The sequence below is a fragment of the Dietzia papillomatosis NBRC 105045 genome (genome assembly GCF_001570845.1).
Classification (GTDB): domain Bacteria; phylum Actinomycetota; class Actinomycetes; order Mycobacteriales; family Mycobacteriaceae; genus Dietzia; species Dietzia cinnamea.
Map to the genome: position 1 here is coordinate 1 of NZ_BCSL01000016.1, position 25,641 is coordinate 25,641.

Sequence of the window (25,641 nt, forward strand, 5' to 3'; positions counted from 1 at the left end):
CCCGCCTCGTATACGGCCAGTCCCTCGGCGGCACGGCGGGCGACCTCGGCGACGAGCCCGGGGTCCCCGGGACGCACGACGTCGGCGTGCCCCAGCAGGAAGCGGAGCAGCCACGCGCGGTCGTGATAGGCGATCTCGACGTCCAGATCGCCGTCGGGGCGGCGGACCACCGTGTGGAAGCGGAACTCGTCGAGGAACCACGCCGCGGCAGCCGGGACGCGGGCGGCCTCCAGGCGGACGTCCCCCTCGCCGTCGTCCTGTGGTTCGGGGCCGAGCGCGCGGCGCGGTCCCACCTCCTCGACCCCGCTCATCCGATCCGTGCGGAAGGTCCGCCACTGCCCGGACGAGCGGTCCACGCCGTGGAGGTAGGAGTGACCGTCGGCGACGGACAGGCGGGCGGGGTCCACGACGCGCGTGGTGGAGGTGTCAGAGCTCGCCGAGTGGTAGACGAAGCGCAGCGCCCGGCCGTCGTGCACCGCGGTCCGCACCACGTCCGCGTCGGAGTCCGCCGACTCGCGGCGCGTGTCCGCGGTGACGCGGGCGTCTTCGCCGGTGGCTGCGCGCAGCGTCGTGAGCAGGTCGCGTAGCGCGGTCTGGTCGATCACCTCGGGTTGGCCGAGGAACACGGCCAGCCCGGTCTCCAGGGTGACCGCCTCGGCGGCGGTGAGGCGCACGGGGCGGTCGATGCCGGCGGTGAACGTCACCTCGACCATCTCGGCGTCGTCGAGGTCCTCGGAGGAGAAGGCCAGGTCGATGAGATCACCGGGGCCGTAGCCGGGCAGGCCGCAGGACCACAGTTGCCACAGGGCGTCGCGGAGTTGCTTCTCGCTCATGCCGAGGTCGCGTGCGGCGTCGGTCACCCGGACGGGACCGCGGGTGTGGAAGTACGGGACAACGCTGAGCAGCGTCGCGAGCGGGACGGTGCGGGGACTCATCGGACGGCCTCCTCGGCGGCGCTGAGGATCGACACGACGCGCACCCGCAGCTCCGCCGGTCCCAGGGCGACGGCATCGGGACCCTGCGCGGCCACCAGCGCGGACAGTTCGCCCAGCGGCGCGGCGAGACCGAGATCGGCGCCCGTCCTGCCGAAGCGCTGTGCGGGCGTGGCTGACCGGGCCATCGCGCGCAGCTCGGCGGCGCGGCCGTCGGCCACCCACACGGTGGCCTCGAGCAGCGGGTTGAGGCGGGAGACGGCGTCGTCGAGCAGCGCCAGGACCTGCTCGGTGGGCGGCACGGGGACGGTCCGGGCGGCGCGCGTCGCCTTGACGTCGGAGATGCGCACGAGCCGGAAGGTGCGGGGCTCGCCGCGGTCGAGGTCGTGGCCGACGAGGTACCAGTGCCCGTGGCGGGAGCCTGTCCACCACGGTTCGACCCGGCGCGTCCGCGGGTCGGAGGCGCCTGCCGGGGTGTGCGAGAAGGTGAGGCCGGTGCCCTCGGCGACCGCCTCGGCCACCAGGGCGGCCGTGGCGAGCTCGGCGGGGTCGGCCACGGAGACGGTGGCGCCGGCGTCGTGGACGGGGTCGATCCCGGCGGCGGTGAGCTTGGCCAGCGCCCCGCCGGCGCGGGCGGCCCTCTCCCCCTCGCGCCACACCTCGGCGGCCACGGCGAGCACGCCGGCCTGCTCCGGCGTCAGCGTGATCTCGGGCAGCTCGTATCCGTGGGCGGGGATGCGGTACCCGGCGGGCGAGCCGGGCGCGAGCGACGCGCCCTGTTCGAGCGGCACGCCGACGTCACGCAGCTCCCGTTTGTCGCGTTCGAACATCCGCAGGAAGGCGTTCTCGGACTCGCAGTCGTCGTAACCCTGGACCATCCGGCGGATCTCGTCGGCCGACAGGAACGCGTTGGTCGACCTCAGACAGATGACGAGGTTGACCAGGCGTTGCGACTTCGAGGTGGACACTGCTGGAACGCTATCGTCCGAGCGCGGCGATGAGATCGTCGACACGCGGGTCGACCTCGGCGAACGGGTCGGTCAGTGCGACGGTGGGTACCGAGCCGTCGGAGAGCTTGAGGTGCACCCAGTCCACGGTGAAGTCGCGCCCGGCCTGCCGTGCGGCGGTGATGAATCGACCGCGCAGCGCGGCGCGGGTGGTCTCGGGGGCGACGCTGCGGGCGCGTTCGACGGCGGCGTCGTCGACGACGCGCGAGACCATCCCCCGGCGTTCGAGCACGGAGTGCAGCCCCCGCCCGGGCCGGATGTCGTGGTAGGTGAGGTCGATCTGCGCGAGGCGCGGGTGGTCGAGGTCGGCGCCCGTCCTGGCCTGCACCTGCCGGATGAGGCGCAGTTTGGCGGCCCAGTCGACGTCGGCGGCGATCGAGTCGTGGTCCCCGGACTCCACGGCGTCGAGGATGCGCTCCCACAGGGCCACGCAGTGTTCGACGTCCGGGCGGTCGTCGCGCTCCCATCCGCCGGCGTCGAGGTAGCGCCGGACCGCGCCCAGGAACTCGCGCTGGATCTCGAGCGCGGACATGGTTGTGCCGTCGGTGAGGGCGACGGGGCGGGTGCCGGTGAGGTCGCGGCTGATCTCGCGGATCGCGCGTATGGGGTGCGCGACGGCCATCGGCCGCAGCTCGACGCCGGCCTCGATCATCTCCAGCACGAGCCGGGTGCTGGCGATCTTGAGCAGCGTCGTGGTCTCGATCATGTTGGAGTCGCCGACGATCACGTGCATGCGCCGGAACCGCGTCGAGTCGGCGTGCGGTTCGTCGCGGGTGTTGATGAGCGGTCGCGAGCGGGTGGTCGCCGAGGACACGCCGTCCCACATGTGCTCGGCGCGCTGGGAGAAGCAGTACACCGGCTCGGAGGTCTCCCCCAGGCCCACGCCGGCTGGGATGCCGGGCAGGATCTTGCCGGCGCCGCAGATGAGCTGCCGGCTGACGAGGAACGGGAGCAGGGTGTTGGCGAGGCCCCGCACCTGGGTGCTGCGGTCGAGCAGGTAGTTCTCGTGGCATCCGTAGGAGTTGCCCACGGAGTCGGTGTTGTTCTTGAACAGGTAGACGCGGGCGTCGATGCCCTCGTCCGCGAGGGACTGTTCGGCGGCCAGGGCGAGGTCGTCGACGATCCGCTCCCCCGCCCTGTCGTGGGCGACGATCTGTCGCAGCCCGTCACATTCGGCGGTCGCGTACTCGGGGTGGGAGCCCACGTCGAGGTAGAGGCGCGCGCCGTTGTCGAGGAAGACGTTCGAGCTGCGCCAGCGCTCCACGACGGGGCGGAACAGATAGCGGGCGATCTCGTCGGCGCCGAGCCCACGAGCGCCTTCACCGCTGACGCTGGTGATTCCGAACTCGGTCTCGATCCCGACGATGCGACAGATCATGGGGGTCTACTGCCCGCCTTTCTGGACGTAGGACTTCACGAACTCCTCGGCGTTGGTCTCGAGGATGTCGTCGATCTCGTCGAGCAGCGAGTCGGCGGTGGTGGTGTCGGCGGACTTGACGAGCTGGCCGGCCTCGTCGTCCGGGTCGGCGGGTCCGCCGGCGTTCTTCTGGATCTGGGACATGGTGTCTCCTCGTGTGTCTGAGCGGGACGGGCCTGTGCGGGCCGTCAGTACGGGTACTGGTCGGGCCCGTCGGGCCCGAGGAAGTCGGGATGGGCCTCGCAGTACTCGCGGGACCCGACGTAGGGGTCGGTGAGGTCGACGTGGCGTTCGTGGCCGCGGGAGTCGACGACGACGACGTGGTCCCACCCGGCGGCGCGGATGCGGTCGCCGAGTTCGGCGAGGAAGCGTCCCCTGGCCCAGGCCCGCGTTCGTGCGGGCGGGGTCGTGACCGCGGCCTCGACCTCGTCGTCGGTGACCAGTCGGCGCATGGCGCCCTTGGCGACCAGACGGTTGTAGAGTCCACGCCGCGGGTCGATGTCGTGGTACTGGACGTCGATGAGGGCGAGCCGGGCGTGGTCCCAGTCCAGGCCGTCGCGGGTGCGGAAGCCCTCCAGCAGCCGGAGCTTGGCGGGCCAGTCCAGTCGGTCGGCGCACGACATCGGGTTCTCCTCGAGCGCGTCGAGGATCCCGCGCCACTCGCCCAGGACCTCGAGCGCCCAGCCCGGGCGGCCCGTGCCGTCGCCGATGACGCCCGCGACCCGCTCGAGGATCTCGCGCTGGAGAGCGAGGCCGGTGACGTTCCGGCCGTCGGGCAGTCCCACGGTCGCCCGGAGCGTGGGGTCGTGGCTGATGATGTGGACCGCCTCGACGGGATCGACGGGCAACAGGTCGGAGAAGTCGCCCCCCGCCTCGATCGCGTCCAGCACGAGGCAGGTGGTGCCGATCTTGAGGTAGGTGGCCAACTCGGACATGTTCGCGTCGCCGATGATGACGTGCAGGCGGCGCCACGTCTCGTCCGGGGCGTGGGGCTCGTCGCGGGTGTTGATGATCCCCCGCCGCAGGGTGGTCTCGAGCCCGGTGAGGACCTCGATGTAGTCGGCGCGCTGGGCGAGCTGGTAGCCGGCCGTCTCTCCGGACTGGCCGATCCCGACGCGGCCGGCACCGCTGAACACCTGGCGGGACAGTAGGTGCGGGGCCAGGCTCACGGTGAGCCCGTCGAAGTCGACGTCGCGGCGCACGAGGTAGTTCTCGTGGGCGCCGTAGGAGGCGCCCTTGCCGTCGACGTTGTTCTTGTAGAGCTTGAGCTCGGCGTTGCCCTCGGTGGCCGTCGACTCGACGCCCGCGCGGTGCATGATCACCTCGCCGGCCTTGTCCCAGATCACCGCGTCGCGTGGGGAGTCGACCTCGGGAGCCGAGTACTCGGGGTGTGCGTGGTCGACGTAGAAGCGGGCCCCGTTGGTCAGCACCCGGTTGGTGACCCCGAACTCGCTGGGATCGTAGGCACGTGCCGCGCCCAGGTCGAAGCCGCGGGCGTCGCGCAGGGGCGACTCCGAGCCGTAGTCCCAGCGGGCCTCGTCGGCTCCCCCGGCGGCCTCGCCCGGGTCGGTGTAGGCCTTGATCACCTGGGTCGAGGTGACCACCGAGCTGAGCAGCGGCTGCCCGACGGCGACGATCCCGAACTCGATCTCCGTGCCGATGACGCGCCCGCGCGGGTTCACCGCCCGTCTCCCCGGTTGGGGACGGAGACCTCGATGACGCGCTCACCTCGGACGCCGGTCAGGCGTGCCCACTCCTGGGGGTTGGACGTGTTGGGAAGGTCCGTGTTCTCGGCGAATTCGGCGTCGACCGCGTCGAGGAAGTCGTCGGTGGTCAGTCCCCGGCCGGTGCCGTGGACGATGTCTTTGATCGCCAGCTTCTTGGCGCGGTCGACGATGTTGCGCAGCATCGCCCCGGAGGTCAGGTCGGCGAGGTAGAGCGACGACCGGCGGCCGGAGGCGTACACGAGGTGCACGTAGGTGGTGGAGGCGTCACGGGTGTAGAGCCGGTCGACGATGCGCTCGATGAGTTCGCGGACATGGGTCTCACGGTCCGTGTCTCCGACCTCGACCGGGTCGAAGCGAAGGTCCGGGGTGATGTACTTGGCGAGGATGTCCGCAGCCGCGTTCCGGTCGGGCCGGTCGATGCGGATCTTCAGATCCAGGCGGCCGGGCCGGAGGATGGCGGGATCGATCATGTCCTCACGGTTGGAGGCGCCGATCACGATGACGTTGCGCAGGTCCTCCACGCCGTCGATCTCGGCGAGCAGCTGCGGAACGATCGTCGTCTCCATGTCCGAGGACACGCCGGACCCGCGGGTGCGGAAGATGGAGTCCATCTCGTCGAAGAAGACGATCACCGGGTTGCCCTCGGTGGCCTTCTCCCGCGCGCGTTCGAAGATCGACCGGATGTGCCGCTCGGTCTCGCCGACGTACTTGTTGAGCAGCTCGGGGCCCTTGATCGAGAGGAAGTACGAGTTCGGGTACCGGCCGTCGCTGACGTCGTCACCCCGGGCCACCGCGGCCGCACGCGCCAGCGAGTGCGCCACGGCCTTGGCGATGAGGGTCTTGCCGCATCCGGGAGGGCCGTAGAGCAGGACACCCTTCGGCGGGGCCAGGTGGAACTCGCGGTACAGGTCGTGGTGGACGAAAGGCAGCTCTATCGCGTCGCGGATCTGCTCGATCTGCGGACCCAGACCGCCGATGTCGGAGTACTCGACCGTCGGGATCTCCTCGAGGAGGAGCTCGTCGACCTCCGCCTTGGGCACCACCTCGTAGGCCACGCCGGCCTTGGGATCCACCAGGACCGCGTCGCCGGGGCGGACGGGTGCGGGGTGCTCGGCCGTGCGCGCACCGCGCAGGGCGGCGGCGAGGACGACGATGTGCTCCTCGTCGTTGCCCATGACCACTCGCGCGCGGACACCGTCGGCGAGCACGTCCCGCAGGACGGCGGTCACACCGGTGACCGGGAGCTCGCTCGAGACCTCCAGGACCGTCATGGCCTCGTTGAGGCGCACGGTCACGCCCGGGGTCAGGTCCGCGACGTCCACGCCGGGGGCGACCGTCAGGCGCATGCGGCGGCCCGCGGCCATGACCTCGACGGTGTCCGCGCCGGCGGGACGGGTGAGGACCACGCCGTAGGTGCTGGGCGGGGTGCCGAGCCGCTCGACCTCGCCCTTGAGGGCCTCGAGCTGGTCGCGTGAGTCCTTGAGCAGTTCCGCGAGCCGGACGTTGCGGGCGCCGAGGGCGTCGATCTTGATCGACTTCTCGCGGTCCGATCGGGCCCCCTCGTCCACGGCCTTGCGCAGCCGTGCGAGTTCGGCGCGGTCGACCGCGACCCTGTCCTCGCCCTGGCCGGCCGGGGAACGTCCCTCGGTCACGCGATCACCTGCCCTCCTGGTCGTCGACGGGTCTCCTCGTCGTCGTCCCCTCCACCCTATCGCCGGGGTGCCACGCGGGTGGCCGCGCCTATCGGCGGGGTGGCACGCGGGTGGGCGCGCCCGCCGCCGGGGCGGGGCACGGGCCGGCGCGCGTCTGGTCAGCCCTTACCGCTGCGACGCTTGGGCTTGAGGGTCGTCACCCCCTCGGCGAGGCGACGTGCGGTCACCAGGAACGCGGTGTGGCCCTGCATGCGGTGCTCGGGGCGCACGGCCAGGCCCACCACGTGCCACCCGCGGTTGATCGACTCCCACGCGCGGGGCTCGGTCCAGCACTGCTGGCGCCGCAGCGCCTCGACCACGTCCGACAGCTGCGTGGTCGTGGCCACGTAGGCCACCAGCACGCCGCCGGGTACCAGCACCTCGCTCACCGTCTGCAGGCACTCCCACGGCGCGAGCATGTCCAGCACCACGCGGTCGACCTGACCGCCCAGCGCCTCGACCGAGGTCTCCGCCAGGTCCGCGACGCGCAGGTCCCAGTTCTCGGGGTGCTCACCGTAGAAGGTGCGGACGTTGCGCTCGGCGTGCTCGGCGTGGTCTTCGCGGATCTCGTAGGAGAACACCCTCCCCTCCGGGCCGACCGCCCGCAGCAGCGAGCACGTCAGGGCCCCCGACCCCGCGCCGGCCTCGAGGACACGGGCGCCGGGGAACACGTCGCCCTCGTGGACGATCTGCGCGGCGTCCTTGGGATAGATCACCTGCGCGCCGCGCGGCATCGACAGCACGTAGTCCGTGAGCAGCGGGCGCAGCGCGAGGTACTGCGCGTCCTTGGTCGAGGTGATGATCGATCCCTCGGGCGCACCGATGAGATCGTCGTGGCGCACCGCCCCATGGTGGGTGAAGAACTCCGCACCCTCGACCAGCACGACGGTGTACTTGCGCCCCTTGGTGTCGGTGAGCTGGACGCGGTCACCCACGACGAACGGGCCGGATCGCTGCACGGGACCTCCAGAGGACGGGGGGTCGGTTGTCCGACCGGTTGTCTACCCTGCCAGGTGTGACGGATCCCCTCGAAATCGGTGGCATCCCGGCGGCGGGCGACGTACCCCTGCCGGAGCGCAAGCCCCTCGCCCTGTCGGCCTCTCGCGCGTCCGACTACCGGCAGTGCCCGCTGCTGTACCGGCTGCGCGCCGTGGACCGCATCCCGGAGCCCAAGACTCGCGCCCAGGTCCTCGGCACGGTCGTCCACTCCGTGCTCGAGGAGCTGTACGGACTCGAGCAGTCCGAGCGGGCGCCGCAGCGCGCCGCGGAACTCGTCCCCGCCGCCGTCGAGCGCTTCTACGCCGAGGAGGACGGCGCGACGGTGGTCCCGCTGTCCGACCGCGCCGACTTCCAGGCGCAGGTCGCGGCGCTGGTCGCGGCGCTCTACGGCGTCGAGGACCCGCAGCGCTTCTCCCCCGCCTCCTGCGAGCAGTACCTGGTCACCGCCACCGCGGCCGGCACCCCGCTGCACGGCTTCCTCGACCGGGTCGACGTCGCGCCCACCGGGGAGGTCCGGGTGGTCGACTACAAGACGGGTAAACCCCCGCACCCGCGCTTCCAGGACCAGGCGATGTTCCAGATGCGGTTCTACGCCCTGATGTACCAGCGCATCCACGGTGTGCTGCCCGCGCAGCTCAAACTCATCTATCTCAAGAACGGCAGCTGGCTCACCTTTACCCCGGATCATGCGTCGCTCGTCGAGACCGAGGCGTCCCTCGACGCGCTGTGGTCGGAGATCGAACGGGCCGGGCAGACAGGCGACTTCCGCCCCCGCACGTCCCGCCTGTGCGACTGGTGCAATCATCAGGCGCTGTGCCCGGCGTTCGGCGGCACCCCGCCCGAGTACCCGGGGTGGCCGGGGACCCGCGTGGTCCCCGCCGGCGCACACGATCTGTTGACCGGGCGAGGAGAACCGAGGAGTTCATGATGACGGAGGCCTACTTCGAGCCGCTGGGATCCGACGACGGCTGGGAGGTCTTCCGCGCGACCCCGCACACCGTCAGCGCCTGGGGCCCGGACCTGCAGCACGGAGCGCCGCCCTCGGCCATCCTCACCCGCGCCATGGAGCGCCTCGACGCCGGCAGCGGCGCACGCATCGCCCGCGTGGCCGTCGATCTGCTGGGGCCCGTCCCGCTCGGTGAACTGCGGACCCGTGCCCGCGTGGCCCGACCGGGCCGCCGGATCCAGCTGCTGGAGTCGGAGCTCGTCGCCGGCGGACGGACCGTCGCGCGGGCGAGCGCGTGGCGGCTGGCCACCGGCGACACCACCCACGTCGAGCAGGCGGCAGAGGCGCCGCGCGTACTACCGGACACCGATCACAACGGCGACTTCTTCACCCGCTGGACGAGTGGCTACATCGACTCGCTCGAGATCCGCGGCGCCGAGGACGGCACCGTCTGGGCCCGGCCCACTCTGCCGCTGGTCGCCGGGGAGGAGCCGACGCCCGTCCAGCACGTGATGTGCGTGGCCGACATCGCCAACGGGGTCGGCGCGGTCCTCGAGCCCGCCGAGTGGCGGTTCCTCAACACCGACCTCGTCACGCACCTCCACCGACCGCCCGTCGGTCGCTGGATCGGCGTGGCCGCCCGGGCGTCGATCGGGCCGGACGGGGTCGGCGCGACCTCCGGGACACTGTTCGACGAGAAGGGCGCGATCGGCGACACCCTGCAGGCCCTGCTCGTCGAGCGGGTGTGAGCCCGAGAATGTACGGACGCGGCTGGTGGACTTCAGAGCCCCGGTGTGCTGCGGTAAGTGTGCTACCTCGTCCGGTAGACCGTGACTTTGCGCGCAGTTCGTTCGAGCCAGAACTCCGTGTGGTACCGCTCGTTCTCAGTCAGCCAGTCGTCGAGCCGGGCTCGCGTCAATCCCCGTCGTTTGAATGCCGACGACTCCATCGCACAGATCTGATTGGTGGTCAGGTAGCCGCCTGGGGCGACCCGCTGGAGGCATTCACGGAGATGTTCCTCGATCGACCCGCTGTAGCTCTTATGTAGCGGAGCCGGCGTGACAGTCGAGCCCCGCGCTGTATTCGAACGGGAGGCTCGCACAGGCCGAGTTGATCGAGGTGGCGATGACGAAGGAACGGAAGCAGTCCCGATACCGCTTATTGGTGCCTTGGGAGGCTCTGTCAGACCGGCGGCTGTCTCCGCAGGCCGTTGGCAGCCGAACCCACTGGTTTCGCCGTCCGGAACGCGGGGGCCCGGGGACACCCGGGCCGGCCGGGTATCTGAGGCGGACGCAGGTTGATTTCCTGCGACCGCCGGGCCGGCCCAGAGGGAGGCCACGCGATCTGCCAACTCCCTCGCGCGTTCGAGGATTTCCGCGCTCCCCCACCGGGGATGCGAGGCGATCTCGACGTTGAGGGCAAGCTTGCTGCTACGCAGAGTCTGGCGTTTGACAGAGAAAGTGTTATTTCCTATCTCGCTGTTTAAACCGGTGAGCGTGAGGTTTCCCAAACAGTGCAGCTGCATCTCCGGATCGATCCCGTCGATCGTCAGGATGGGGGCCTCCCAAGATGACGGCGGCTTCTGCGGAAGGATGTGCTCGATAGAGAGCGACTCCGAGTTAATTAGGCCGAGCTCTTTGTGTCCGTAGGATTCCTCCAGGCCCAGCAGGACGTGACGGAGCGTCGGGTTCCTCGAGATGTTGTACAGCCGTTCGCGGACTGCGTTGTTCCGGAGCTCGTCGTCGTTCGGCCAGCGGTACTGGGGCCGCGACAGTATGAGGCGAATACGCGAAGGGACATGTTCCGCGAAGTCCAGCTCTTGAGGCAATCTAGTGAACAGCCGGTTCAGGCCAGCGGCAGTCAGCCCGGCCAGGGTCCGGCGGACCAAGAACGATTCCGCGTAGTGCAGCGCCAGCGCTACGTCGTCGTCGCTCATCTGGCCCTCCCCGCGGCCTTCGAGCAGAAACAATGCAAGTGGGTGGATGGTCTCGTTTCCGAGGCGCTTGATTCGTCGCAGTGCTGCGGCGACGGTGGGACTGTCTGACGTCTCCGGAGAGAGAATGCTCCGAAGGTAGGTACTCCGGCGACGAAGATCGCGCACGAAGTCGATCACGTCGTCCTCGTCCGCCGCTCGCCGCGTGAGCCTGTTCTTCTGGGCTTGGTAGGTGTTCTTCTTCGACAGTGTCGGAGTTCCTCGCAAGACCATATCCAGGTAAGCGAGATCCTCGATTCGATCGGAGCCAATGTTCCGCTCAATGTCCGCCCACATTGTCCTGTGGACGAGGTCTCCCTGCGTGGGCAGCATCATGAACACATGATTGCGGAGAAGGTCGCCCTGAGTCAGGGAAAGCCCCTTGTCATTCAGCGATTCGAATATTCGAAAAGTATTGTCCTCGGCCGACAGTGAGATTGCGATGATCTCCATTCGAGAGGTGATCACGTTCAGTAGCCTGGAAAGTCGGTCGTCGTCCATCGTGTCGACCAGAGCGCTGAACTCATCGAAAGCGTTGAGGATCTCAGAGGGGCCGTCCGGGCGAGTCGTGCCGTCGACCAAGTGCTCCAGCGCAGTACGGTCCAACTGTGTCGGAAGGAGCTTGAGCCGTGATTCCCCGGTCTCGTGCCGATTTATCAAGTAGACGTCGTTCGTCTTCTCGGCAGCGCCGTTCTGATCTCGCTCTCGCAACCTGTCGCGGATCGCCAGAACGAAGATGTAGAGACTGGTGAGCCTCTGCTGACCGTCCACGACTAGGAGGCGCTGGATCCCGAAGAAGCTAGAACCGGTTGCGGGCGCCAAGACGACAGATCCGAGGAAGTGGTTATCGGGCGTGTCAACATCTTCGAACTTCTCGAAGATGTCGTCGACGAGAATTGCACGTTGCTTTTTAGTCCAGCTGTAAGGGCGCTGGTACAGCGGGACAAGCAACTGCCGCTGTCCATCCACCAATTCGCTGAACGTGCGCTGCTCGGCCTTCACCCGTAGAAGTGTAACAGTGCGAACATTTCATCGAGTTGGGCCACGTTTCGGCTATCGCGGAGCGGCGCATTTCTCGCACACCTTCGGCAGCGGCGATAGTCCTATCCCATGCGGCAGGAGCGGATGTCGGTCGCGATGATCGACTTCGCGCCGGCGGCGGCCAACTCGTCCATGATCGAGTTGACCCGCTTGCGCGGCACCATCGACCGGACCGCGATCCACGCCGGGTCGGCCATCGGGGACACGGTGGGTGACTCGATCCCCGGCGTGATCGTCGAGACCTCGTCGAGGAGGCCCTTGGGGCAGTTGTAGTCCAGCATCATGTACTGCTGGGCGAAGACGACGCCCTGGAGTCGCGCGCGCATCTGCGACATCGCGGCCGTCACCTCGGCGTCCGCGCGCGAGATCAAGACGCCCGAGGAGTCACACAGCACGTCGCCGAACGCTTCGAGGCCGTGGACCTTCAGCGTCCGGCCGGACCCCACCACGTCGGCGATGCAATCGGCCACACCCAACTGGATGGAGATCTCCACGGCGCCGTCCAGGCGGATCACCTCCGCCTCGACCCCCCGCCGCTGGAGATCGCGGCGCACGATGTTCGGGTACGACGTCGCGATCCGGGCGCCGGCGAGTCGGTCGGTCGACCATCCCGCGCCGGCGGGTCCTGCGTACCGGAACGTGGAGTGGCCGAATTCGAGATCCAGGACCTCGTTCACCTCGGCCATCGAATCGGCGGCCAGGTCGCGGCCGGTGATCCCCAGGTCGAGTCGGCCGGAGCCGACGTAGACGGCGATGTCCTTGGGTCGAAGGAAGAAGAACTCGACGTCGTTGTCCGGGTCGATCAGGGTGAGGTCCTTGCTCCCCTCGTGGCGACGGCGGTAACCGGCCTCGGAGAGCATCTCGGAGGCGGACTCGGACAGTGCGCCCTTGTTGGGCAGTGCGACACGCAGCATGACGGGTCTCCGGGATCTGTGAGCGTGAGGATGGACATGGGTCGCGACCCGGACGGGCCGGACCTAGAGATGTCGGTAGACGTCCCCGAGGGTCAGTCCGCGCTTGAGCATCATGACCTGGGTCCAGTACAGGAGCTGGGAGATCTCCTCCGCCAACTCCTCGTCCGACTGGTACTCGGCCGCGATCCAGACCTCTCCGGCCTCCTCGATGACCTTCTTGCCCAGATGGTGGACGCCCTTGTCGAACGCGGCGACGGTGCCGGATCCCTCGGTGCGCGCGGTGATCCGCTCGGAGAGCTCGGCGAACAGGGAGTCGAAAGTCTTCACGCGGCCTATTGTCCCACAGCCGCGCCCACGGGTGACCCCGAGGTGAGCGCGTGGAGCCCCGCGACGTCGACCCCCTCGAGCGTCGAGTGCGTGTGGGCCCCCGCGACGTCGGGTTGACCGTCGGTGGACGGGATGTAGAGGACGCGGCACCCGGCCGCTACCGCCGCGGTGGCCCCGGTGACCGAGTCCTCGACCGCGACCGCCGACCCGGGCTGGACGCCCAGCTCAGCGCAGGCGAGCAGGTACGGGTCCGGCGCCGGTTTCCCCTCGGCCACCATGCAGCCGGTGACGACCACGTCGAACCGGGACCGGTCGATGAACTCCAGCGGCACCACGGCGACGTCGGCGGTCGTGTTGGTCACCAGGGCGACGGGGACCCCGGTCGCGGCGATGTCGGACAGCAGTTCCTCGGCACCCGGGCGCCACCGCATGTCGGTCCGCATGAGCTCCGTGACGCGCGAGTTGAGGCGATGCGCGAGACGGTCGAACTCCTCGCCCTCGATCCGGCGTCCGGTGTATTCGCCGAGGATCTCGAAGAACCCGTGCAGGGAGTTGCCCAGTGTCCGTTCGCGGGTCGCCTCGTCCAGCGGCCGTCCCATGTGCTCGGCGAGCTCGAAGACGGCGATGTCCCACAGTCGTTCGGTGTCGACGAGGGTGCCGTCCATGTCGAGACACACCGCGGCGGGGAGGTGGGCGGTAGAGGTGCTGGTCACGGCCTACTGTCTACCCGAAGCAGGTGAACCGGGGGTGACGCGCGGCAGGCCGCCGGCGGCCGCGACCGGTGACAGTGCGGCAGTCCGTGCGCCGCCCCCGGCGAGGACGGCACCCACCACGGCGAGGGCGGCGGACCCGCCGATGCTGAGCATGACGATCTCCTCAGGCCGGGTGAAGGTGATCTTACCCGCCCGGGATTCGGCCGACGCTCCGTCCGACGGCTCAGACGTTGAAGTACTTCGCCTCGGGGTGGTACAGCACGAACGCGTCCGTCGACTGCTCCGGGTGTAGCTGCAGTTCCTCGGACAGCACCACCCCGATGCGCTCGGGCTCGAGCAGGTCCACGACTACCTTGCGCGACTCCAGGTCCGGGCACGCGCCGTAGCCGAAGCTGTAGCGCGCTCCGCGGTACTTGAGGTTGAAGTAGTCCTGGATGCTGTCGGGGTCCTCGTCGGAGACCGATCCCTCGGGCAGGGTGAGCTCGTCGCGCACGCGTCGGTGCCAGAACTCCGCCAGTGCCTCCGTGAGCTGCACCGACAGTCCGTGCACCTCGAGGTAGTCCCGGTAGTTGTCCCCGGCGAACAGCTCGTTGGCGAAGTCGGCGATCGGCGACCCCATCGTCACCAGCTGGAACGGCAGGACGTCCACGGTCCCCTCCGCCTCGCAGCGCTCGCGGGAGGCCACGAAGTCCGGGATCGCCAGGAAGCGGGAGCGCTGCTGGCGCGGGAAGGCGATCTTGTGCAGCACCTCGGCGTCCGGACGCGGCTCGGCCAGGACCCAGATCTCGTCGCCGACCGAGTACGCCGGGAAGTAGCCGTAGACCACCGCAGAGTGCGACAGGATGCCCTCGGTGGTGAGACGGTCGATCCAGGCGCGCATGCGCGGCCTGCCCTCGGTCTCCACCAGCTCGTCGTAGTCCGGCCCCTCCCCGCTGCGGGTGCCACGCAGGCCCCACTGCCCGAAGTACAGCGCGCGCTCGTCCAGGTGCCCGAGGTAGTCGGCCACCGGGATGCCCTTGGCGATGCGGGTGCCCCAGAACGGCGGGGTCGCTATCGGCTGGTCCGCGGCGACGTCCGAGCGCTCGGGAATGACCACGGGCTCGGCCTCGGCCGCGCGCTTGGCCGCGATCCGCTCACTGCGGGCACGGCGCTCGCGACGCTCGGCCGCCTTGGCCGCGGCCTCCGAGGACTGAGCCATCGGCACGCCGGTCCGCTTGGCCGTCATCACCTCGTCCATCAGCCGCAGGCCCTCGAACGCGTCACGCGCGTAGAACACGTCACCCTGGTACATCCCGGCGAGGTCGACCTCGACATAGGAGCGGGTCAGGGCCGCGCCGCCGAGCAGGACGGGGAACTCACCGGCGATGCCCTCGGAGTTGAGCTCGGCGAGGTTGTCCTTCATCACCACGGTCGACTTCACCAGCAGACCGGACATGCCGATCACGTCGGCCTTGTGCTCGCGTGCCGCGGAGATGATCTCCGAGATCGGCTGCTTGATGCCGATGTTGACCACGTCGTAGCCGTTGTTGGACAGGATGATGTCAACGAGGTTCTTGCCGATGTCGTGCACGTCGCCCTTGACCGTGGCCAGGACGATCCGTCCCTTGCCGTCCTCATCGCTCGCCTCCATGTGGGGCTCGAGGTGGGCGACCGCCGCCTTCATCGTCTCGGCCGACTGCAGGACGAACGGCAGCTGCATCTGACCGGAGCCGAACAGCTCACCGACCGTCTTCATCCCACCGAGCAGGTGGGAGTTGATGATCTCCAACGGGGGGATCTCCGCCATCGCGGCGTCGAGATCCTCCTCGAGTCCCTTGCGCTCGCCGTCGACGATCCGCGCGGCCAGGCGCTCCATGAGCGGCATCGCCGCGAGCTCGGCGGCGCGGGCGTCCTTGGCGCCGGCCGCGGAGACGCCCTCGAAGAGCTCCATGAACACCTGCAGCGGGTCGTAGCCCTCGCGGCGACGGTCGTAGACCAGGTCCAGGGCCACCTCCCGCTGACGGTCGTCGATCTTGCTCATGGGAAGGATCTTGGAGCTGTGCGCGATCGCCGAATCGAGACCGGCCTGGACGCACTCGTGCAGGAACACCGAGTTGAGCACCTGGCGCGCAGCCGGGTTCAGGCCGAAGGAGATGTTCGACAGACCCAGCGTGGTGTGGATCCGCGGGTGCGCCTCGGTGAGCCGACGGATCGCCTCGATGGTCTCGATACCGTCGCGGCGGACCTCCTCCTGCCCGGTCGAGATGGGGAAGGTCAGACAGTCGATGATGATGTCCTCCTCCGCCATCCCCCAGTTCCCGGTGAGGTCGGCGATGAGCCGCTCCGCGATCTCGACCTTGCGGTCGGCGGTGCGGGCCTGGCCCTCCTCGTCGATCGTCAGACCGACGACGGCCGCGCCGTGCCGGGACACCAGACGCATGATCCGCTGGAACCGCGAGTCCGGCCCCGCGCCGTCCTCGTAGTTGACCGAGTTGACCGCGCAGCGACCGCCCAGCTTCTCCAGGCCCGCCCTGATGACCTCGGGCTCGGTCGAGTCGAGCATGATCGGCAGCGTCGAGGACGTGGCCATCCGGCCGGCCAGCTCTGCCATGTCCCCGGAGCCGTCGCGGCCGACGTAGTCGACGCAGAGGTCGACCATCTGGGCGCCGTCGCGCATCTGCTCCTTGGCGATGTCCATGCAGGTGTCCCAGTCGGAGGCCAGCATCGCCTCGCGGAACCGCTTGGAACCGTTGGCGTTGGTGCGCTCGCCGATCATGATGATGCCGGCGTCCGCGCGCAACGGCGTGGAGGTGTACAGCGAGGCGACCGCGTTGACGGGCTCCACCGTGCGCTCGGCCTTGGTCCGTGCGTTCACCTGCTCCTTGAGCCGGGTGATGTGCTCCGGCGTGGTGCCGCAGCAGCCGCCGACCATCGAGAGGCCGAACTCGGAGACGAAGTCGGCCACCTGGGGCGCGAACTCCTCGGCACCCAGCGGGTAGACGGCGCCGTGCTCCCCCAGCTCGGGCAGGCCGGCGTTGGGCATGACCGACACAGGGATCTCGGCGTGCCGCGACAGGTAGCGCAGGTGCTCGACCATCTCGGCCGGCCCCGTGGCGCAGTTCAGGCCGATCATGTCGATGCCCAGCGGCTGCAGCGCGGTCAGTGCCGCGCCGATGTCCGATCCGAGCAGCATCGTGCCGGTCGTCTCGATGGTGACGTGCGAGATGATCGGCAACCGCCGTCCCGCGGCCGCCATGCCGTCCTGGCACCCGAGGACCGCGGCTTTGACCTGCAGCAGGTCCTGGCTCGTCTCGATCAGGTACGCGTCCGCTCCCCCGCGGGCCAGCCCCTCGGCGGCCTTGGAGTACGCGTCTCGGATGTCCTCGAAGGTGGTCTGACCCAGTGAGGGCAATTTGGTCCCGGGCCCGAGCGAACCCAACACCATCCGCGGGGTCCCGTCCTCGGACGGGCCCATCTCGTCGGCGACCCCGCGCGCGATCGCCGCACCCTTCTCGGCGAGCTCGCCGATACGGTCGACGATGTCGTAGTCGCCCAGGTTGGACAGGTTGCACCCGAAGGTATTGGTCTCGACCAGGTCGGCTCCGGCCTCGAAGAAAGCACGGTGAATCCCCGACACCACGTCCGGCCGCGTCGCGTTGAGGATCTCGTTACAGCCCTCGAGACCCAGGAAGTCCTCATCCACGTCGAGGTCGACAGCCTGAAGCATCGTGCCCATCGCCCCGTCACCGATCAGTACTCGCCGACGGGCGGCGTCCAACAGGGGCGAATCGAAATCGACAGACATGGGCCCCAGTGTATGGGTGCCTCCGGATCGGAGGTACGTAGGCTGTACTAATGACTGTCGAATGGAGTCCCGACGGGCATCTCGATCTCGAGAACCCGGTGATGATCGTGGCCTTCGAGGGCTGGAACGACGCGGCGGACGTGGCGACCGGCACCATCGAACACCTCGCGCTCAACTGGGAGGCCCGCCAGATCGCCGAGGTCGGCGGAGACGAGTTCTTCGACTACCTCGAGCAGCGGCCCGTCGTCCGGTTCGCCGGCGGGGTCTCGCGCTCGGTGGAGTGGCCGCGCATCGTCGTCTCGGCGTGTCGGCCGGACGGCGTCGCCAACGACGTCCTGCTGGTGCGCGGGCCCGAGCCGGCCCTGAAGTGGCGGCGGTTCGCCTCCGAGTTCGTCGACCTCGTCGACACTCTGGGCGTCTCCCAGGTCGTGCTGCTGGGGGCCTACCTCGCCGACGTGCCGCACACCCGCCCGGTGCCACTCACCGGTGCGGCGTTCAGCCGTCAGCGGATGACGACCATGGGCGTGTCCCCCTCGGACTACGAGGGACCGACCGGGATGTCGGGCGTGCTGCAGCAGCTGCTCACCGAGGCCGGCGTGCCCACCCTGAGCCTGTTCGCGGGCGTGCCCCACTACGTGGCCTCCCCGCCCAACCCGCGCGGGACCGAGGCGATGTTGTCGTGGCTCGCCGAGAACCTCGGGATGGCCGTGCCGATGGACGCGCTCCGCGTCCAGGCCCGGACGTGGGCCGAGCGTGTCGACGCCGCGGCGAGCGAGGACGAGGACCTGCGCGACTACATCCGGTCCCTGGAGGACCGGCTGGACGAGGAGTCGGGGGTCACGCCGGGCGTGGACCCCGAGCCCGACCGCGGCCGCGCGTCCGGCGGGGAGGCGATGCCACTGGTCGACGGCGAGGCGATCGCCGCCGAGTTCGAGCGCTTCCTGCGGGGTGACCGGGACGAGCCCGACGCCGGCTGACCGGCGTCAGGCGGGGATCGTCGGGATCCCCAGCAGGGCGTCCAGTGCGGTCGCGATGCCGGCCCCGGCGGACGGGTCGGAGTCGTCGCCGTCCAGCGTGGCGGACGCCCACGCGTCGACCACCGCGAGCGCTCCGGGCGTGTCGAGGTCGTCCGCGAGGCGCTCACGCAGCTCCGCGATCACGGGCGCCGCGTCCGCGCCGACTCCGCGGGCGATGGCCCGGCACCACAGGTCGTACCGGGTGCGGGCCCGCTCGAGGAGGTCGTCGGACCACGAGCGGTCGACACGGTAGTGCCCGGCGAACAGTCCGAGCCGGATGAGGGCGGGATCCACGCCCCGGTCGCGCAGCGCCTGCACGCGCACGAGGTTGCCGAGCGACTTGCTCATCTTGACGCCGTCGAGGCCGATCATCGCGGCGTGCACGTAGAACCGCGCGAACGGTCGCCGGCCCGCCGCGGCCTCCGCGTGCGCGGCGGAGAACTCGTGGTGGGGGAACGCCAGGTCGCTGCCGCCGCCCTGGATGTCGAACTCCATCCCGAGCCGGTTGCGGGCGATCGCCGAACACTCGATGTGCCAACCCGGTCGGCCCGCCCCCCAGGGGGACGGCCACGACGGCTCGCCGGGCCGTTCGACCCGCCACAGCAGAGCATCCAGCGGGTGTTCCTTGCCGGGCCGGTCCGGGTCGCCACCGCGCTCGGCGAACGCGACCGCCATCTCGTCGTCGTCGTACCCCGACTCGTATCCGAAGTCGGCGGTGGCTCTATGCCGGTAGTACACGTCGGAGTAGCCGTCGACGTCGGGGTCGATCCGGTAGGCGTGGCCGCGGTCGAGCAGCTCGCCGACCATCTCCACCACCTCGTCGATCGTCTCGGTGGCCGCGACGTAGTCGCGCGGCGGTAGCACCCGCAGCGCCTCCATGTCCTCGCGGAACAGGTCGGTCTCCCGGTCTCCCAGCTCTCGCCAGTCGACCCCGTCACGCTCCGCGCGCTCGAACAGCGGGTCGTCGACGTCCGTGGTGTTCTGGACGTAGTGGACCTCGTGACCCGCGTCCAGCAGTTGCCGGTAGACGAGGTCGAACGTCAGGTAGGTCGCCGCGTGACCCAGGTGGGTGGTGTCGTAGGGGGTGATCCCGCAGACGTACATGCCCGCGACCAGGCCGGGCGCCACCTCGCGGACCTCACCCCCGGCCGTGTCGAACAACTTCAGGGGGACGCCGTCGCCGGGGACCGAGGGGACGACAGGCGAAGACCACGAGTGCATGGGGCCGAGTCTAGAGACCGCCCGGTCAGAAGAGCGGCCAGGGTAACGGGTAGCCCGGCCCCGGGACGGGGAACGTCCGACTCGCCAGCAAGGTGTCGACACGCTCGCACAGCGCCGCGATCTCGGCGTCGGACAGCAGGTCGGAGAGGGTGCGCCGCAGCTCCCCACCCGCCTCCAGGCCGCGACGGACGAGCTCGAGGCCCTCGACCTCGTCACCGTCCAGGGGCTGGCCCGCCCACCCCCACAGGACGGTGCGCAGCTTGGGATCGGTGTGGAACGACAGACCGTGATCGATCGCCCACACCACCCCCGCGGCGTCGACCAGCACGTGGCCGCCCTTGCGGTCGGCGTTGTTCACCACGTGGTCGAACACCGCGATCCGGCGCAGCCGACCGTCGGTGACGTGGGCGACCACCACGTCCTCACCGCGGGAACCCTCTCCGCGCAGCACCACGGCACGGCCGTGCGGCACCGAGTCGGCCGGGTGGACGTCGATCGGGTCGGGACCGGGTGCGTGCTCCCGGTCGACCTCCTCGATCCAGCGCTGCGCCATGCCCGGCCCGCCCGGCCCCTGGGCCGCGACCGTTTCGGGCACCAGGCCCCACCCCGACGCCTCGGACACGGCGTAGGCGGCGATCTCGCGCGCCGCGAGACTGCCGTCGGGGAAGTCCATCAGCGGGCGCTCCCCCGCCGACGGCTTGTACACCCAACTGTCGCCCCACTCGTCGACGCAGTGGTAGACCGCGTTGCTGCCGGACGGGATCCGCGACAGGACGGTGAGCTCGGGGCCCGCCGGGCGGTCGGTCACGGGTCGATGAGGTCGGTGAGCGCCTCCCCCGACCGCGGCAGGTACCCGTTGAGTCGGACACACAGATGACCCGTGGTGTCGATCGGCTCACCGCACAGCGGGCACGGCGCCCGGCCCGCGGAGACCACGCGCTCGCTGCGCAGGACGAACTGGCGGGCTCGCCGGGGGGTGAGGAACACCCGCAACGCGTCCGGGGCGTCCTCCGCATCCGACAGCACCACCGACTCGTCCGTGGCCGACGGGTCCATCGCCAGCAGTTCCACGACGATCTGGTTGCGCTCGCCGTCCCAGCCGAGGCCCATGGTGCCGACCTGGAACTCCGCGTCGACCGGCATCTCGAGCGGGTCGAGGTCGTCGACGTCCCCTCCTGCCGGGGGCACGGGGATGTCGGACTTGGCCGCGATCTCGTCGAGCAGGTCGCCCATCCGCTCGGACAGGATCTGCGCCTGCTGCTTCTCGCAGCGGACGGAGATCGTCCGGCCCGCCTCGGTGGCCTGGACGAAGAAGACGCGTTCGCCCGGCTGGCCGACCGTGCCCACCACGAACCGGGCCGGATCGCGGAACTCGTGGACTGCCCTGCTCATGCCGGTCGTCTCCTCGGGTGCTCGATGGTGCTGCGGATCATCAGGGTACGTTCCCGCCGGGCACCGCGTCCGAGCTGGCGTGGCCGGGCGTCGGCTCACCGACCTGGCCGGCCGGCTCCCCCCGCAGGCTGGCCAGGTCGCCGCCGGTGTCGTTGACCCGGAGGACGAACGGTCGGTGGGGTGTGTAGCGCACGACCGACATCGAGGCGGGTTCGACGACGATCCGCTGGAACTGGTCCAGGTGCATGCCGTACGCGTCGGCGAGCACGGCCTTGATGACGTCACCGTGGCTGCACGCGACCCACAGCACGTCCCGGCCGGCCTGTTCGGCGAGCCGCCGATCGTGCTTCCGGATGGCCGTCACCGATCTGCCGGCCATCCCGGCGAGCGACTCCCCCTCCGGGAAGACCGCGGACGAGGGGTGCTGCTGCACCACGGACCACATGTGCTCGGAGGCCAGGTCCTTGAGGGGGCGGCCGGTCCAGGTCCCGTAGTCCACTTCCACGAGGTCCTCCTCGAGCTCCGGTTCCACCCCGAACTGTTCGGCGAGCGGCTCGACGGTCTGCCGGCACCGCATCAGCGGCGACCGGACGACGGCCTCGACGGGCAGGCCCTCCAGTCGACGGCAGAGATCCCGCGCCTGGGCGTGACCCGTCTCGTCGAGCCCGACGCCCGGGGTACGGCCGGCCAGGGTGAGCGCGGTGTTGGCGGTGGAGCGGCCGTGCCGGAGCAGGATGACGGTCATACCGGCAGGTTACCGACGCCCCGGCCGGTGCGGTCAGGTCGCGGGGATGGTGCCGGTGCCGAGCAGGATCATCACCAGGGCGCCCAGGAGGATCCGGTAGCCGGCGAACCAGCCCAGCGAGTGGTTCTGGACGAACTTCAGGAACCAGGCGATGGCGGCGTAGCCGATGACGAACGCGACGGCCGTGCCGACGAGGAGCTGCCACCCGGTCGCGGCCTGGCCGGCGCCGGGGTCGAACGCGTCGGGCAGGCTGAAGAGCCCGGAGGCGAGCACGGCGGGGATCGCGAGGAGGAATGAGAACCGGGCGGCGGCCTCGCGCGACATGTTGAGGAAGAGACCGGCCGAGATGGTGCCCCCCGAGCGGCTGACGCCGGGGATGAGGGCCAGACACTGGGCCAGGCCCATGACGATCGCGTCCTTCATCGACAGTCCCTCGAGCGACTTCGCGTCGACCGGTCGGTCCTGCCTGCCGAACCTCTCGGCGGCCAGGAACACGAACGAGAACACGATGAGCACGATCGCGGTGATCCAGAGGTTGCGGGCGGCGTCCCGGATGAAGTCCTTGCCGACGAACCCGATGATCGCGATCGGGATCGACCCCACGATGACGAACCATCCGAGCCGGTAGTCCGGGTCGTCCCGTCGGGCGGAGTCGATCACGCCACGGAACCACGCCACCAGGATGCGGACGATGTCCTTGAAGAAGAAGACCAGGACGGCCAGTTCGGTGCCGAGCTGGACGACGGCCGTGAACGAGGCGCCGGCGTCCTCGCCGAAGAACCACGTCGAGAAGATCCTCAGGTGTCCGGACGAGGACACGGGCAGGAATTCGGTGAGTCCCTGGAGAACGGACAGGACGACGACCTGGAGCCAGGACATCCCCTCCGCGCCCTGGGCGAGGACCGATGTGTTCACGTGTGCGGTTTCCTCTCGGCTGCCGGCGGCTCGGACGCGGTCGCGTCACGGCACGCCGCGAGAGTAGTCGCCCGGACCTGGCCGGGGACCCCGGACCCGCGTGGTGGACAATGGCGGGCAGTCGAAAGGAACATCGTGCACCGACGTGTCCTCCGCCGTTCCGGCGTGCCCGCCGCCCTCATCGCTCTCGCGATCGGCCTGACCGCCTGCTCCTCGCCCACGAGCGAGCTCGAGGAGCAGGACCTCGTCGCGCAGGGTAATGCGGCCCCCGCCGAATCTCCGCAGGTCTCAGACCCGGCGGGGGGCGAAACCATCCCGGTGCCCGGGTCGGTCCGCGCCCTGGTCGCCACGGGCGACCGTGTGGCCGCGCAGATCGAGAACCCGCCGTCGCTCGAGCTGGGCCGGGTCGACGGCACCAGCTGGAGCGCGGAGGACTCCGTGCCCCTGCCGGCCGGGGCCGGGACCGCCTCCGCCGCGCACGACGGGACCGTGCTGGTCCCCCACGGCGACGGGGTCGTGCTGGTCTCCCCCGACGGTGGGGTGCGTGAACTGGCGGGCCTCGGGCCCGTCTCGGCCGCCGCCCTCACCCTCGACGGACGCCTGTTGACGGGAACCCCCGACGGCGAGATCGTCGTGCGCGACGCCGGCGGCGCGGAGCAGCACCGCATCGACGGGTTGACGTCGGTCGACGAGATCAGCGTCTCCGGCGACGGGTCCGTCACCGCCCTGAGCCGACCGGACACCGTGATCGCCAGCATCGACCTCGAGGCGGACCACGCCGGGCCGCTCCTGCGCGCGGGCAAGGGCGCGGGGCTCCTCGACGAGCTGGGGGAAGGCTCCGTGATCGCCAGTGACACCGTCGGCGGCACGCTGCTCGTCTACTCCACCTCGCCCGTCCGGCTGCACCAGCAGTTCCCCGTCGCCCCGGCCCCGTGGGCGGTGGCCGAGGACCCGACCCGTCAGGTCGTGTGGGTCGCCTCCACTGGAACGAACACCATCCAGGCGTACGATCTCGGCGACGGCGTGGGGATCCTGCGGGCGGACATCCCGACGGTCCGCCAGCCGGATTCCCTGGCGGTCACGGAGTCCGGCACCGTGGTGGTCGGGTCCGCCGACGGCGCAGGGCTGCACCTCCTCCGTCCGACCCTCACCGAGCCGGCGAGCTGATCGCACCGACGACCCACGTCCCATCGAGGAGGACCGTGTACGCACTGCTCAAGAAGGTGCTGTTCCGCTTTCCCGCGGAGCGGATCCACCACCTGGTGTTCGGCCTGCTCAAGCTGCTGACCCTGGTGCCGCCCCTGGGCGCCGTCGTGCGGCGGGTCCTGGGCGTGCGCGACCCCGTGCTTGCCCAGGAGGTCCTCGGTCGCACCTTCCCCGGCCCGCTGGGCCTCGCGGCCGGGTTCGACAAGAACGCCGCCGCCGTCGACTCGTGGGGTGCCATCGGATTCGGTTTCAGCGAGGTCGGCACGGTGACCGCGTCGCCCCAGCCGGGCAACCCGGCCCCGCGTCTGTTCCGGCTCGTGGAGGACCGCGCGATCCTCAACCGGATGGGCTTCAACAACCACGGCGCCGGCAACGCGGCCAACAACCTCCGCCGGCGCCGCAGCAGCGATCCCGTGGGGATCAACATAGGTAAGACCAAGGTGGTGCCCGCGGAGGACGCGGTCCGCGACTACGTGGCCTCGGCGACGATGCTCACCGGCCTGGCCGACTACCTCGTCGTCAACGTCAGTTCCCCCAACACCCCCGGCCTGCGTGACCTGCAGGCCGTCGAGTCGCTGCGCCCGATCCTCGCCGCGGTCCGGGACGTGGCGACGATCCCCGTGCTCGTCAAGATCGCGCCCGACCTGGACGACGCCGACATCGACGCGGTCACCGACCTGGTGCTCGACCTGGGGCTGGCCGGCATCGTCGCCACCAACACCACCATCTCGCGGGACGGCCTGCGTACCCCCGCCGCGCACGTCGAGGCCCTGGGGGCGGGCGGCATCTCCGGCGCGCCGGTGGCCGCGCGCTCGCGCGAGGTGCTCGCCCGGATCCGCGCGCGCGCGGGGGGACGCCTGGTGATCATCTCGGTCGGCGGCATCGAGACCCCCGAGGACGTGTGGGACCGCATCACCCACGGGGCGCACCTCGTGCAGACCTACACCGGGTTCATCTTCACCGGCCCGTCGCTCGTGCGCGGCACCAACCGCCTGGTGGCCAGGCGCCTCCGCCAGGGCGGGTTCGGCTCGCTGGCGGAGGCGGTCGGCTCGGCGGTGCGCTGAGCGCCGCCGCGCTCGAGCGCAGTGGCGCCGTGGCGCTATATCGCTACTGCTCGTAGATGCCCGTCACGGTGCCACGGGCCAGTCCCTGACCGAACAGGTTGAAACCGACGAACGCACACGAGGCGTCGTCGCCCAACTCGATCTCGTCGCCCACCGCATGGACGGCGAGGATGTAGCGGTGCGGGCCGTGACCCGCCGGCGGCGCCGCGCCCACGAAACCCTTGAAGCCGGCGTCGTTGCGCACCACGACGGCACCCTCCGGCAGGCCCGAGGTGTCGTCACCCGTACACGCGCCCTCGGGCAGCGACGTCACGTCCGCGGGGATGTTGGCGACGGACCAGTGCCAGAAACCCGACGCCGTGGGCGCGTCCGGATCGAACACCGTCACCACGTACGTCTTGGTGCCCTCGGGGCCGGCGCTCCAGCTCACCTGGGGCGACTTGTCCTGGCCGCCCTCGACGCCCATCTTCCCGCCGAGCTGCGCGGCCGACAGTGTGGCGCCCTCGGTGAACGACTCGCTGGTCACCTCCAGAGCGGGCAGATCCGGAAGGGCGGCATACGGGTCGGGCACGCGGAACTGGGTCATCGTTCTCCTCCTGCGATCGGACGGTG

The 25,641-nt window shown here is 70.1% G+C and carries 23 protein-coding genes; 5 read left to right on the plus strand and 18 right to left on the minus strand.

Annotated elements, in window-relative coordinates:
* From DPA01S_RS07370 to DPA01S_RS07400, 7 genes are all read right to left on the minus strand, one after another.
* The coding region (locus DPA01S_RS07370; protein ID WP_061915028.1) for a helix-turn-helix transcriptional regulator at positions 1 to 935 on the minus strand (935 nt) is incomplete at its 3' end.
* On the minus strand, positions 932 to 1,900 hold the full coding sequence (locus DPA01S_RS07375) for a helix-turn-helix transcriptional regulator (RefSeq protein ID WP_061228727.1): 969 nt from the start codon (positions 1,898 to 1,900) through the stop codon (positions 932 to 934). The genes DPA01S_RS07370 and DPA01S_RS07375, both read right to left, overlap by 4 nt.
* 10 nt (positions 1,901 to 1,910) lie before the next feature.
* The gene (pafA, locus tag DPA01S_RS07380; RefSeq protein WP_061915031.1) at positions 1,911 to 3,317 is read right to left on the minus strand and encodes a Pup--protein ligase; all 1,407 of its coding nucleotides are present in this window, start codon (positions 3,315 to 3,317) and stop codon (positions 1,911 to 1,913) included.
* A 6-nt stretch (positions 3,318 to 3,323) separates the two neighbouring features.
* On the minus strand, positions 3,324 to 3,500 hold the full coding sequence (locus tag DPA01S_RS07385; protein ID WP_061228725.1) for a ubiquitin-like protein Pup: 177 nt from the start codon (positions 3,498 to 3,500) through the stop codon (positions 3,324 to 3,326).
* 44 nt (positions 3,501 to 3,544) lie between these two features.
* Positions 3,545 to 5,038 carry a depupylase/deamidase Dop gene (gene dop, locus DPA01S_RS07390; RefSeq protein ID WP_061228724.1) on the minus strand — a complete coding sequence of 498 codons (1,494 nt, stop codon included), beginning with the start codon at positions 5,036 to 5,038 and terminating at the stop codon, positions 3,545 to 3,547.
* Complete coding sequence (gene arc / locus DPA01S_RS07395; protein WP_061915033.1) at positions 5,035 to 6,735, minus strand: proteasome ATPase; 1,701 nt, start codon at positions 6,733 to 6,735, stop codon at positions 5,035 to 5,037. The genes dop and arc overlap by 4 nt, the downstream gene beginning before the upstream one ends.
* A gap of 158 nt (positions 6,736 to 6,893) precedes the next feature.
* Complete coding sequence (locus DPA01S_RS07400) at positions 6,894 to 7,733, minus strand: tRNA (adenine-N1)-methyltransferase (RefSeq protein WP_061915036.1); 840 nt, start codon at positions 7,731 to 7,733, stop codon at positions 6,894 to 6,896.
* Positions 7,734 to 7,789: 56 nt separating this feature from the next.
* On the opposite strand from DPA01S_RS07400, the gene DPA01S_RS07405 reads away from it, so the two are divergent.
* Positions 7,790 to 8,701: a RecB family exonuclease gene (locus DPA01S_RS07405; protein ID WP_061915041.1), complete on the plus strand. Its 912-nt coding sequence runs from the start codon at positions 7,790 to 7,792 to the stop codon at positions 8,699 to 8,701.
* On the plus strand, positions 8,701 to 9,468 hold the full coding sequence (locus DPA01S_RS07410; protein ID WP_061915045.1) for a thioesterase family protein: 768 nt from the start codon (positions 8,701 to 8,703) through the stop codon (positions 9,466 to 9,468). The genes DPA01S_RS07405 and DPA01S_RS07410 overlap by 1 nt, the downstream gene beginning before the upstream one ends.
* 62 nt (positions 9,469 to 9,530) lie before the next feature.
* Here DPA01S_RS07410 and DPA01S_RS07415 read toward each other — a convergent pair whose 3' ends face one another.
* The 5 genes from DPA01S_RS07415 to metH form a co-directional block, all read right to left on the minus strand.
* The gene (locus DPA01S_RS07415; protein WP_061915048.1) at positions 9,531 to 11,693 is read right to left on the minus strand and encodes a DUF262 domain-containing protein; all 2,163 of its coding nucleotides are present in this window, start codon (positions 11,691 to 11,693) and stop codon (positions 9,531 to 9,533) included.
* A 101-nt stretch (positions 11,694 to 11,794) separates the two neighbouring features.
* Positions 11,795 to 12,646 carry an ATP phosphoribosyltransferase gene (gene hisG, locus DPA01S_RS07420; protein ID WP_061228718.1) on the minus strand — a complete coding sequence of 284 codons (852 nt, stop codon included), beginning with the start codon at positions 12,644 to 12,646 and terminating at the stop codon, positions 11,795 to 11,797.
* A gap of 63 nt (positions 12,647 to 12,709) precedes the next feature.
* Positions 12,710 to 12,973, minus strand: a complete 264-nt coding sequence (locus DPA01S_RS07425) for a phosphoribosyl-ATP diphosphatase (RefSeq protein WP_061228717.1) — start codon at positions 12,971 to 12,973, stop codon at positions 12,710 to 12,712.
* A gap of 5 nt (positions 12,974 to 12,978) precedes the next feature.
* Positions 12,979 to 13,686 (minus strand): HAD family hydrolase, encoded by a 708-nt coding sequence (locus DPA01S_RS07430; protein WP_061228716.1) that lies wholly within the window; start codon positions 13,684 to 13,686, stop codon positions 12,979 to 12,981.
* 223 nt (positions 13,687 to 13,909) lie between these two features.
* Positions 13,910 to 17,470 (minus strand): methionine synthase, encoded by a 3,561-nt coding sequence (gene metH, locus DPA01S_RS07435; RefSeq protein ID WP_061915051.1) that lies wholly within the window; start codon positions 17,468 to 17,470, stop codon positions 13,910 to 13,912.
* A 50-nt stretch (positions 17,471 to 17,520) separates the two neighbouring features.
* Between metH and DPA01S_RS07440 the strand changes: the two genes are divergently transcribed.
* Positions 17,521 to 18,447 (plus strand): PAC2 family protein, encoded by a 927-nt coding sequence (locus tag DPA01S_RS07440; RefSeq protein ID WP_061915054.1) that lies wholly within the window; start codon positions 17,521 to 17,523, stop codon positions 18,445 to 18,447.
* Positions 18,448 to 18,453: 6 nt separating this feature from the next.
* On the opposite strand, the gene mshC is transcribed toward DPA01S_RS07440, so the two are convergent.
* Genes mshC through DPA01S_RS07465 form a run of 5 tightly spaced genes read right to left on the minus strand, consistent with a single transcriptional unit; the run spans position 18,454 to position 22,723 of the window.
* A complete protein-coding gene (mshC, locus tag DPA01S_RS07445) occupies positions 18,454 to 19,707 on the minus strand; it encodes a cysteine--1-D-myo-inosityl 2-amino-2-deoxy-alpha-D-glucopyranoside ligase (RefSeq protein WP_061915057.1) in 1,254 nt (417 codons plus the stop codon).
* 25 nt (positions 19,708 to 19,732) lie between these two features.
* On the minus strand, positions 19,733 to 20,515 hold the full coding sequence (locus tag DPA01S_RS07450) for an SCO1664 family protein (protein WP_061915060.1): 783 nt from the start codon (positions 20,513 to 20,515) through the stop codon (positions 19,733 to 19,735).
* The gene (locus DPA01S_RS07455; protein WP_061915063.1) at positions 20,512 to 21,099 is read right to left on the minus strand and encodes a DUF3090 domain-containing protein; all 588 of its coding nucleotides are present in this window, start codon (positions 21,097 to 21,099) and stop codon (positions 20,512 to 20,514) included. The genes DPA01S_RS07450 and DPA01S_RS07455 overlap by 4 nt, the downstream gene beginning before the upstream one ends.
* A gap of 40 nt (positions 21,100 to 21,139) precedes the next feature.
* Positions 21,140 to 21,844 (minus strand): histidine phosphatase family protein, encoded by a 705-nt coding sequence (locus tag DPA01S_RS07460; protein WP_061915067.1) that lies wholly within the window; start codon positions 21,842 to 21,844, stop codon positions 21,140 to 21,142.
* Between the two features lie 33 nt (positions 21,845 to 21,877).
* Positions 21,878 to 22,723: an undecaprenyl-diphosphate phosphatase gene (locus DPA01S_RS07465; RefSeq protein ID WP_081470520.1), complete on the minus strand. Its 846-nt coding sequence runs from the start codon at positions 22,721 to 22,723 to the stop codon at positions 21,878 to 21,880.
* 171 nt (positions 22,724 to 22,894) lie between these two features.
* Between DPA01S_RS07465 and DPA01S_RS07470 the strand changes: the two genes are divergently transcribed.
* Positions 22,895 to 23,926, plus strand: a complete 1,032-nt coding sequence (locus tag DPA01S_RS07470) for a YncE family protein (protein WP_061915071.1) — start codon at positions 22,895 to 22,897, stop codon at positions 23,924 to 23,926.
* A gap of 35 nt (positions 23,927 to 23,961) precedes the next feature.
* Complete coding sequence (locus DPA01S_RS07475; protein ID WP_061915074.1) at positions 23,962 to 25,029, plus strand: quinone-dependent dihydroorotate dehydrogenase; 1,068 nt, start codon at positions 23,962 to 23,964, stop codon at positions 25,027 to 25,029.
* Positions 25,030 to 25,072: 43 nt separating this feature from the next.
* Here DPA01S_RS07475 and DPA01S_RS07480 read toward each other — a convergent pair whose 3' ends face one another.
* A complete protein-coding gene (locus DPA01S_RS07480; RefSeq protein ID WP_061915078.1) occupies positions 25,073 to 25,615 on the minus strand; it encodes a YbhB/YbcL family Raf kinase inhibitor-like protein in 543 nt (180 codons plus the stop codon).
* Between the last annotated feature and the right edge of the window lie 26 nt (positions 25,616 to 25,641).

Excerpts from the sequence above, each read along its gene's own strand:
- pafA (WP_061915031.1), bottom strand. The coding sequence starts at position 3,317 with ATGATCTGTCGCATCGTCGGGATCGAGACCGAGTTCGGAATCACCAGC.
- DPA01S_RS07385 (WP_061228725.1), bottom strand. The coding sequence starts at position 3,500 with ATGTCCCAGATCCAGAAGAACGCCGGCGGACCCGCCGACCCGGACGAC.
- DPA01S_RS07410 (WP_061915045.1), top strand. The coding sequence starts at position 8,701 with ATGACGGAGGCCTACTTCGAGCCGCTGGGATCCGACGACGGCTGGGAG.
- hisG (WP_061228718.1), bottom strand. The coding sequence starts at position 12,646 with ATGCTGCGTGTCGCACTGCCCAACAAGGGCGCACTGTCCGAGTCCGCC.
- metH (WP_061915051.1), bottom strand. The coding sequence starts at position 17,470 with ATGTCTGTCGATTTCGATTCGCCCCTGTTGGACGCCGCCCGTCGGCGA.
- DPA01S_RS07440 (WP_061915054.1), top strand. The coding sequence starts at position 17,521 with ATGACTGTCGAATGGAGTCCCGACGGGCATCTCGATCTCGAGAACCCG.
- mshC (WP_061915057.1), bottom strand. The coding sequence starts at position 19,707 with ATGCACTCGTGGTCTTCGCCTGTCGTCCCCTCGGTCCCCGGCGACGGC.
- DPA01S_RS07455 (WP_061915063.1), bottom strand. The coding sequence starts at position 21,099 with ATGAGCAGGGCAGTCCACGAGTTCCGCGATCCGGCCCGGTTCGTGGTG.
- DPA01S_RS07460 (WP_061915067.1), bottom strand. The coding sequence starts at position 21,844 with ATGACCGTCATCCTGCTCCGGCACGGCCGCTCCACCGCCAACACCGCG.
- DPA01S_RS07465 (WP_081470520.1), bottom strand. The coding sequence starts at position 22,723 with ATGTCCTGGCTCCAGGTCGTCGTCCTGTCCGTTCTCCAGGGACTCACC.
- DPA01S_RS07480 (WP_061915078.1), bottom strand. The coding sequence starts at position 25,615 with ATGACCCAGTTCCGCGTGCCCGACCCGTATGCCGCCCTTCCGGATCTG.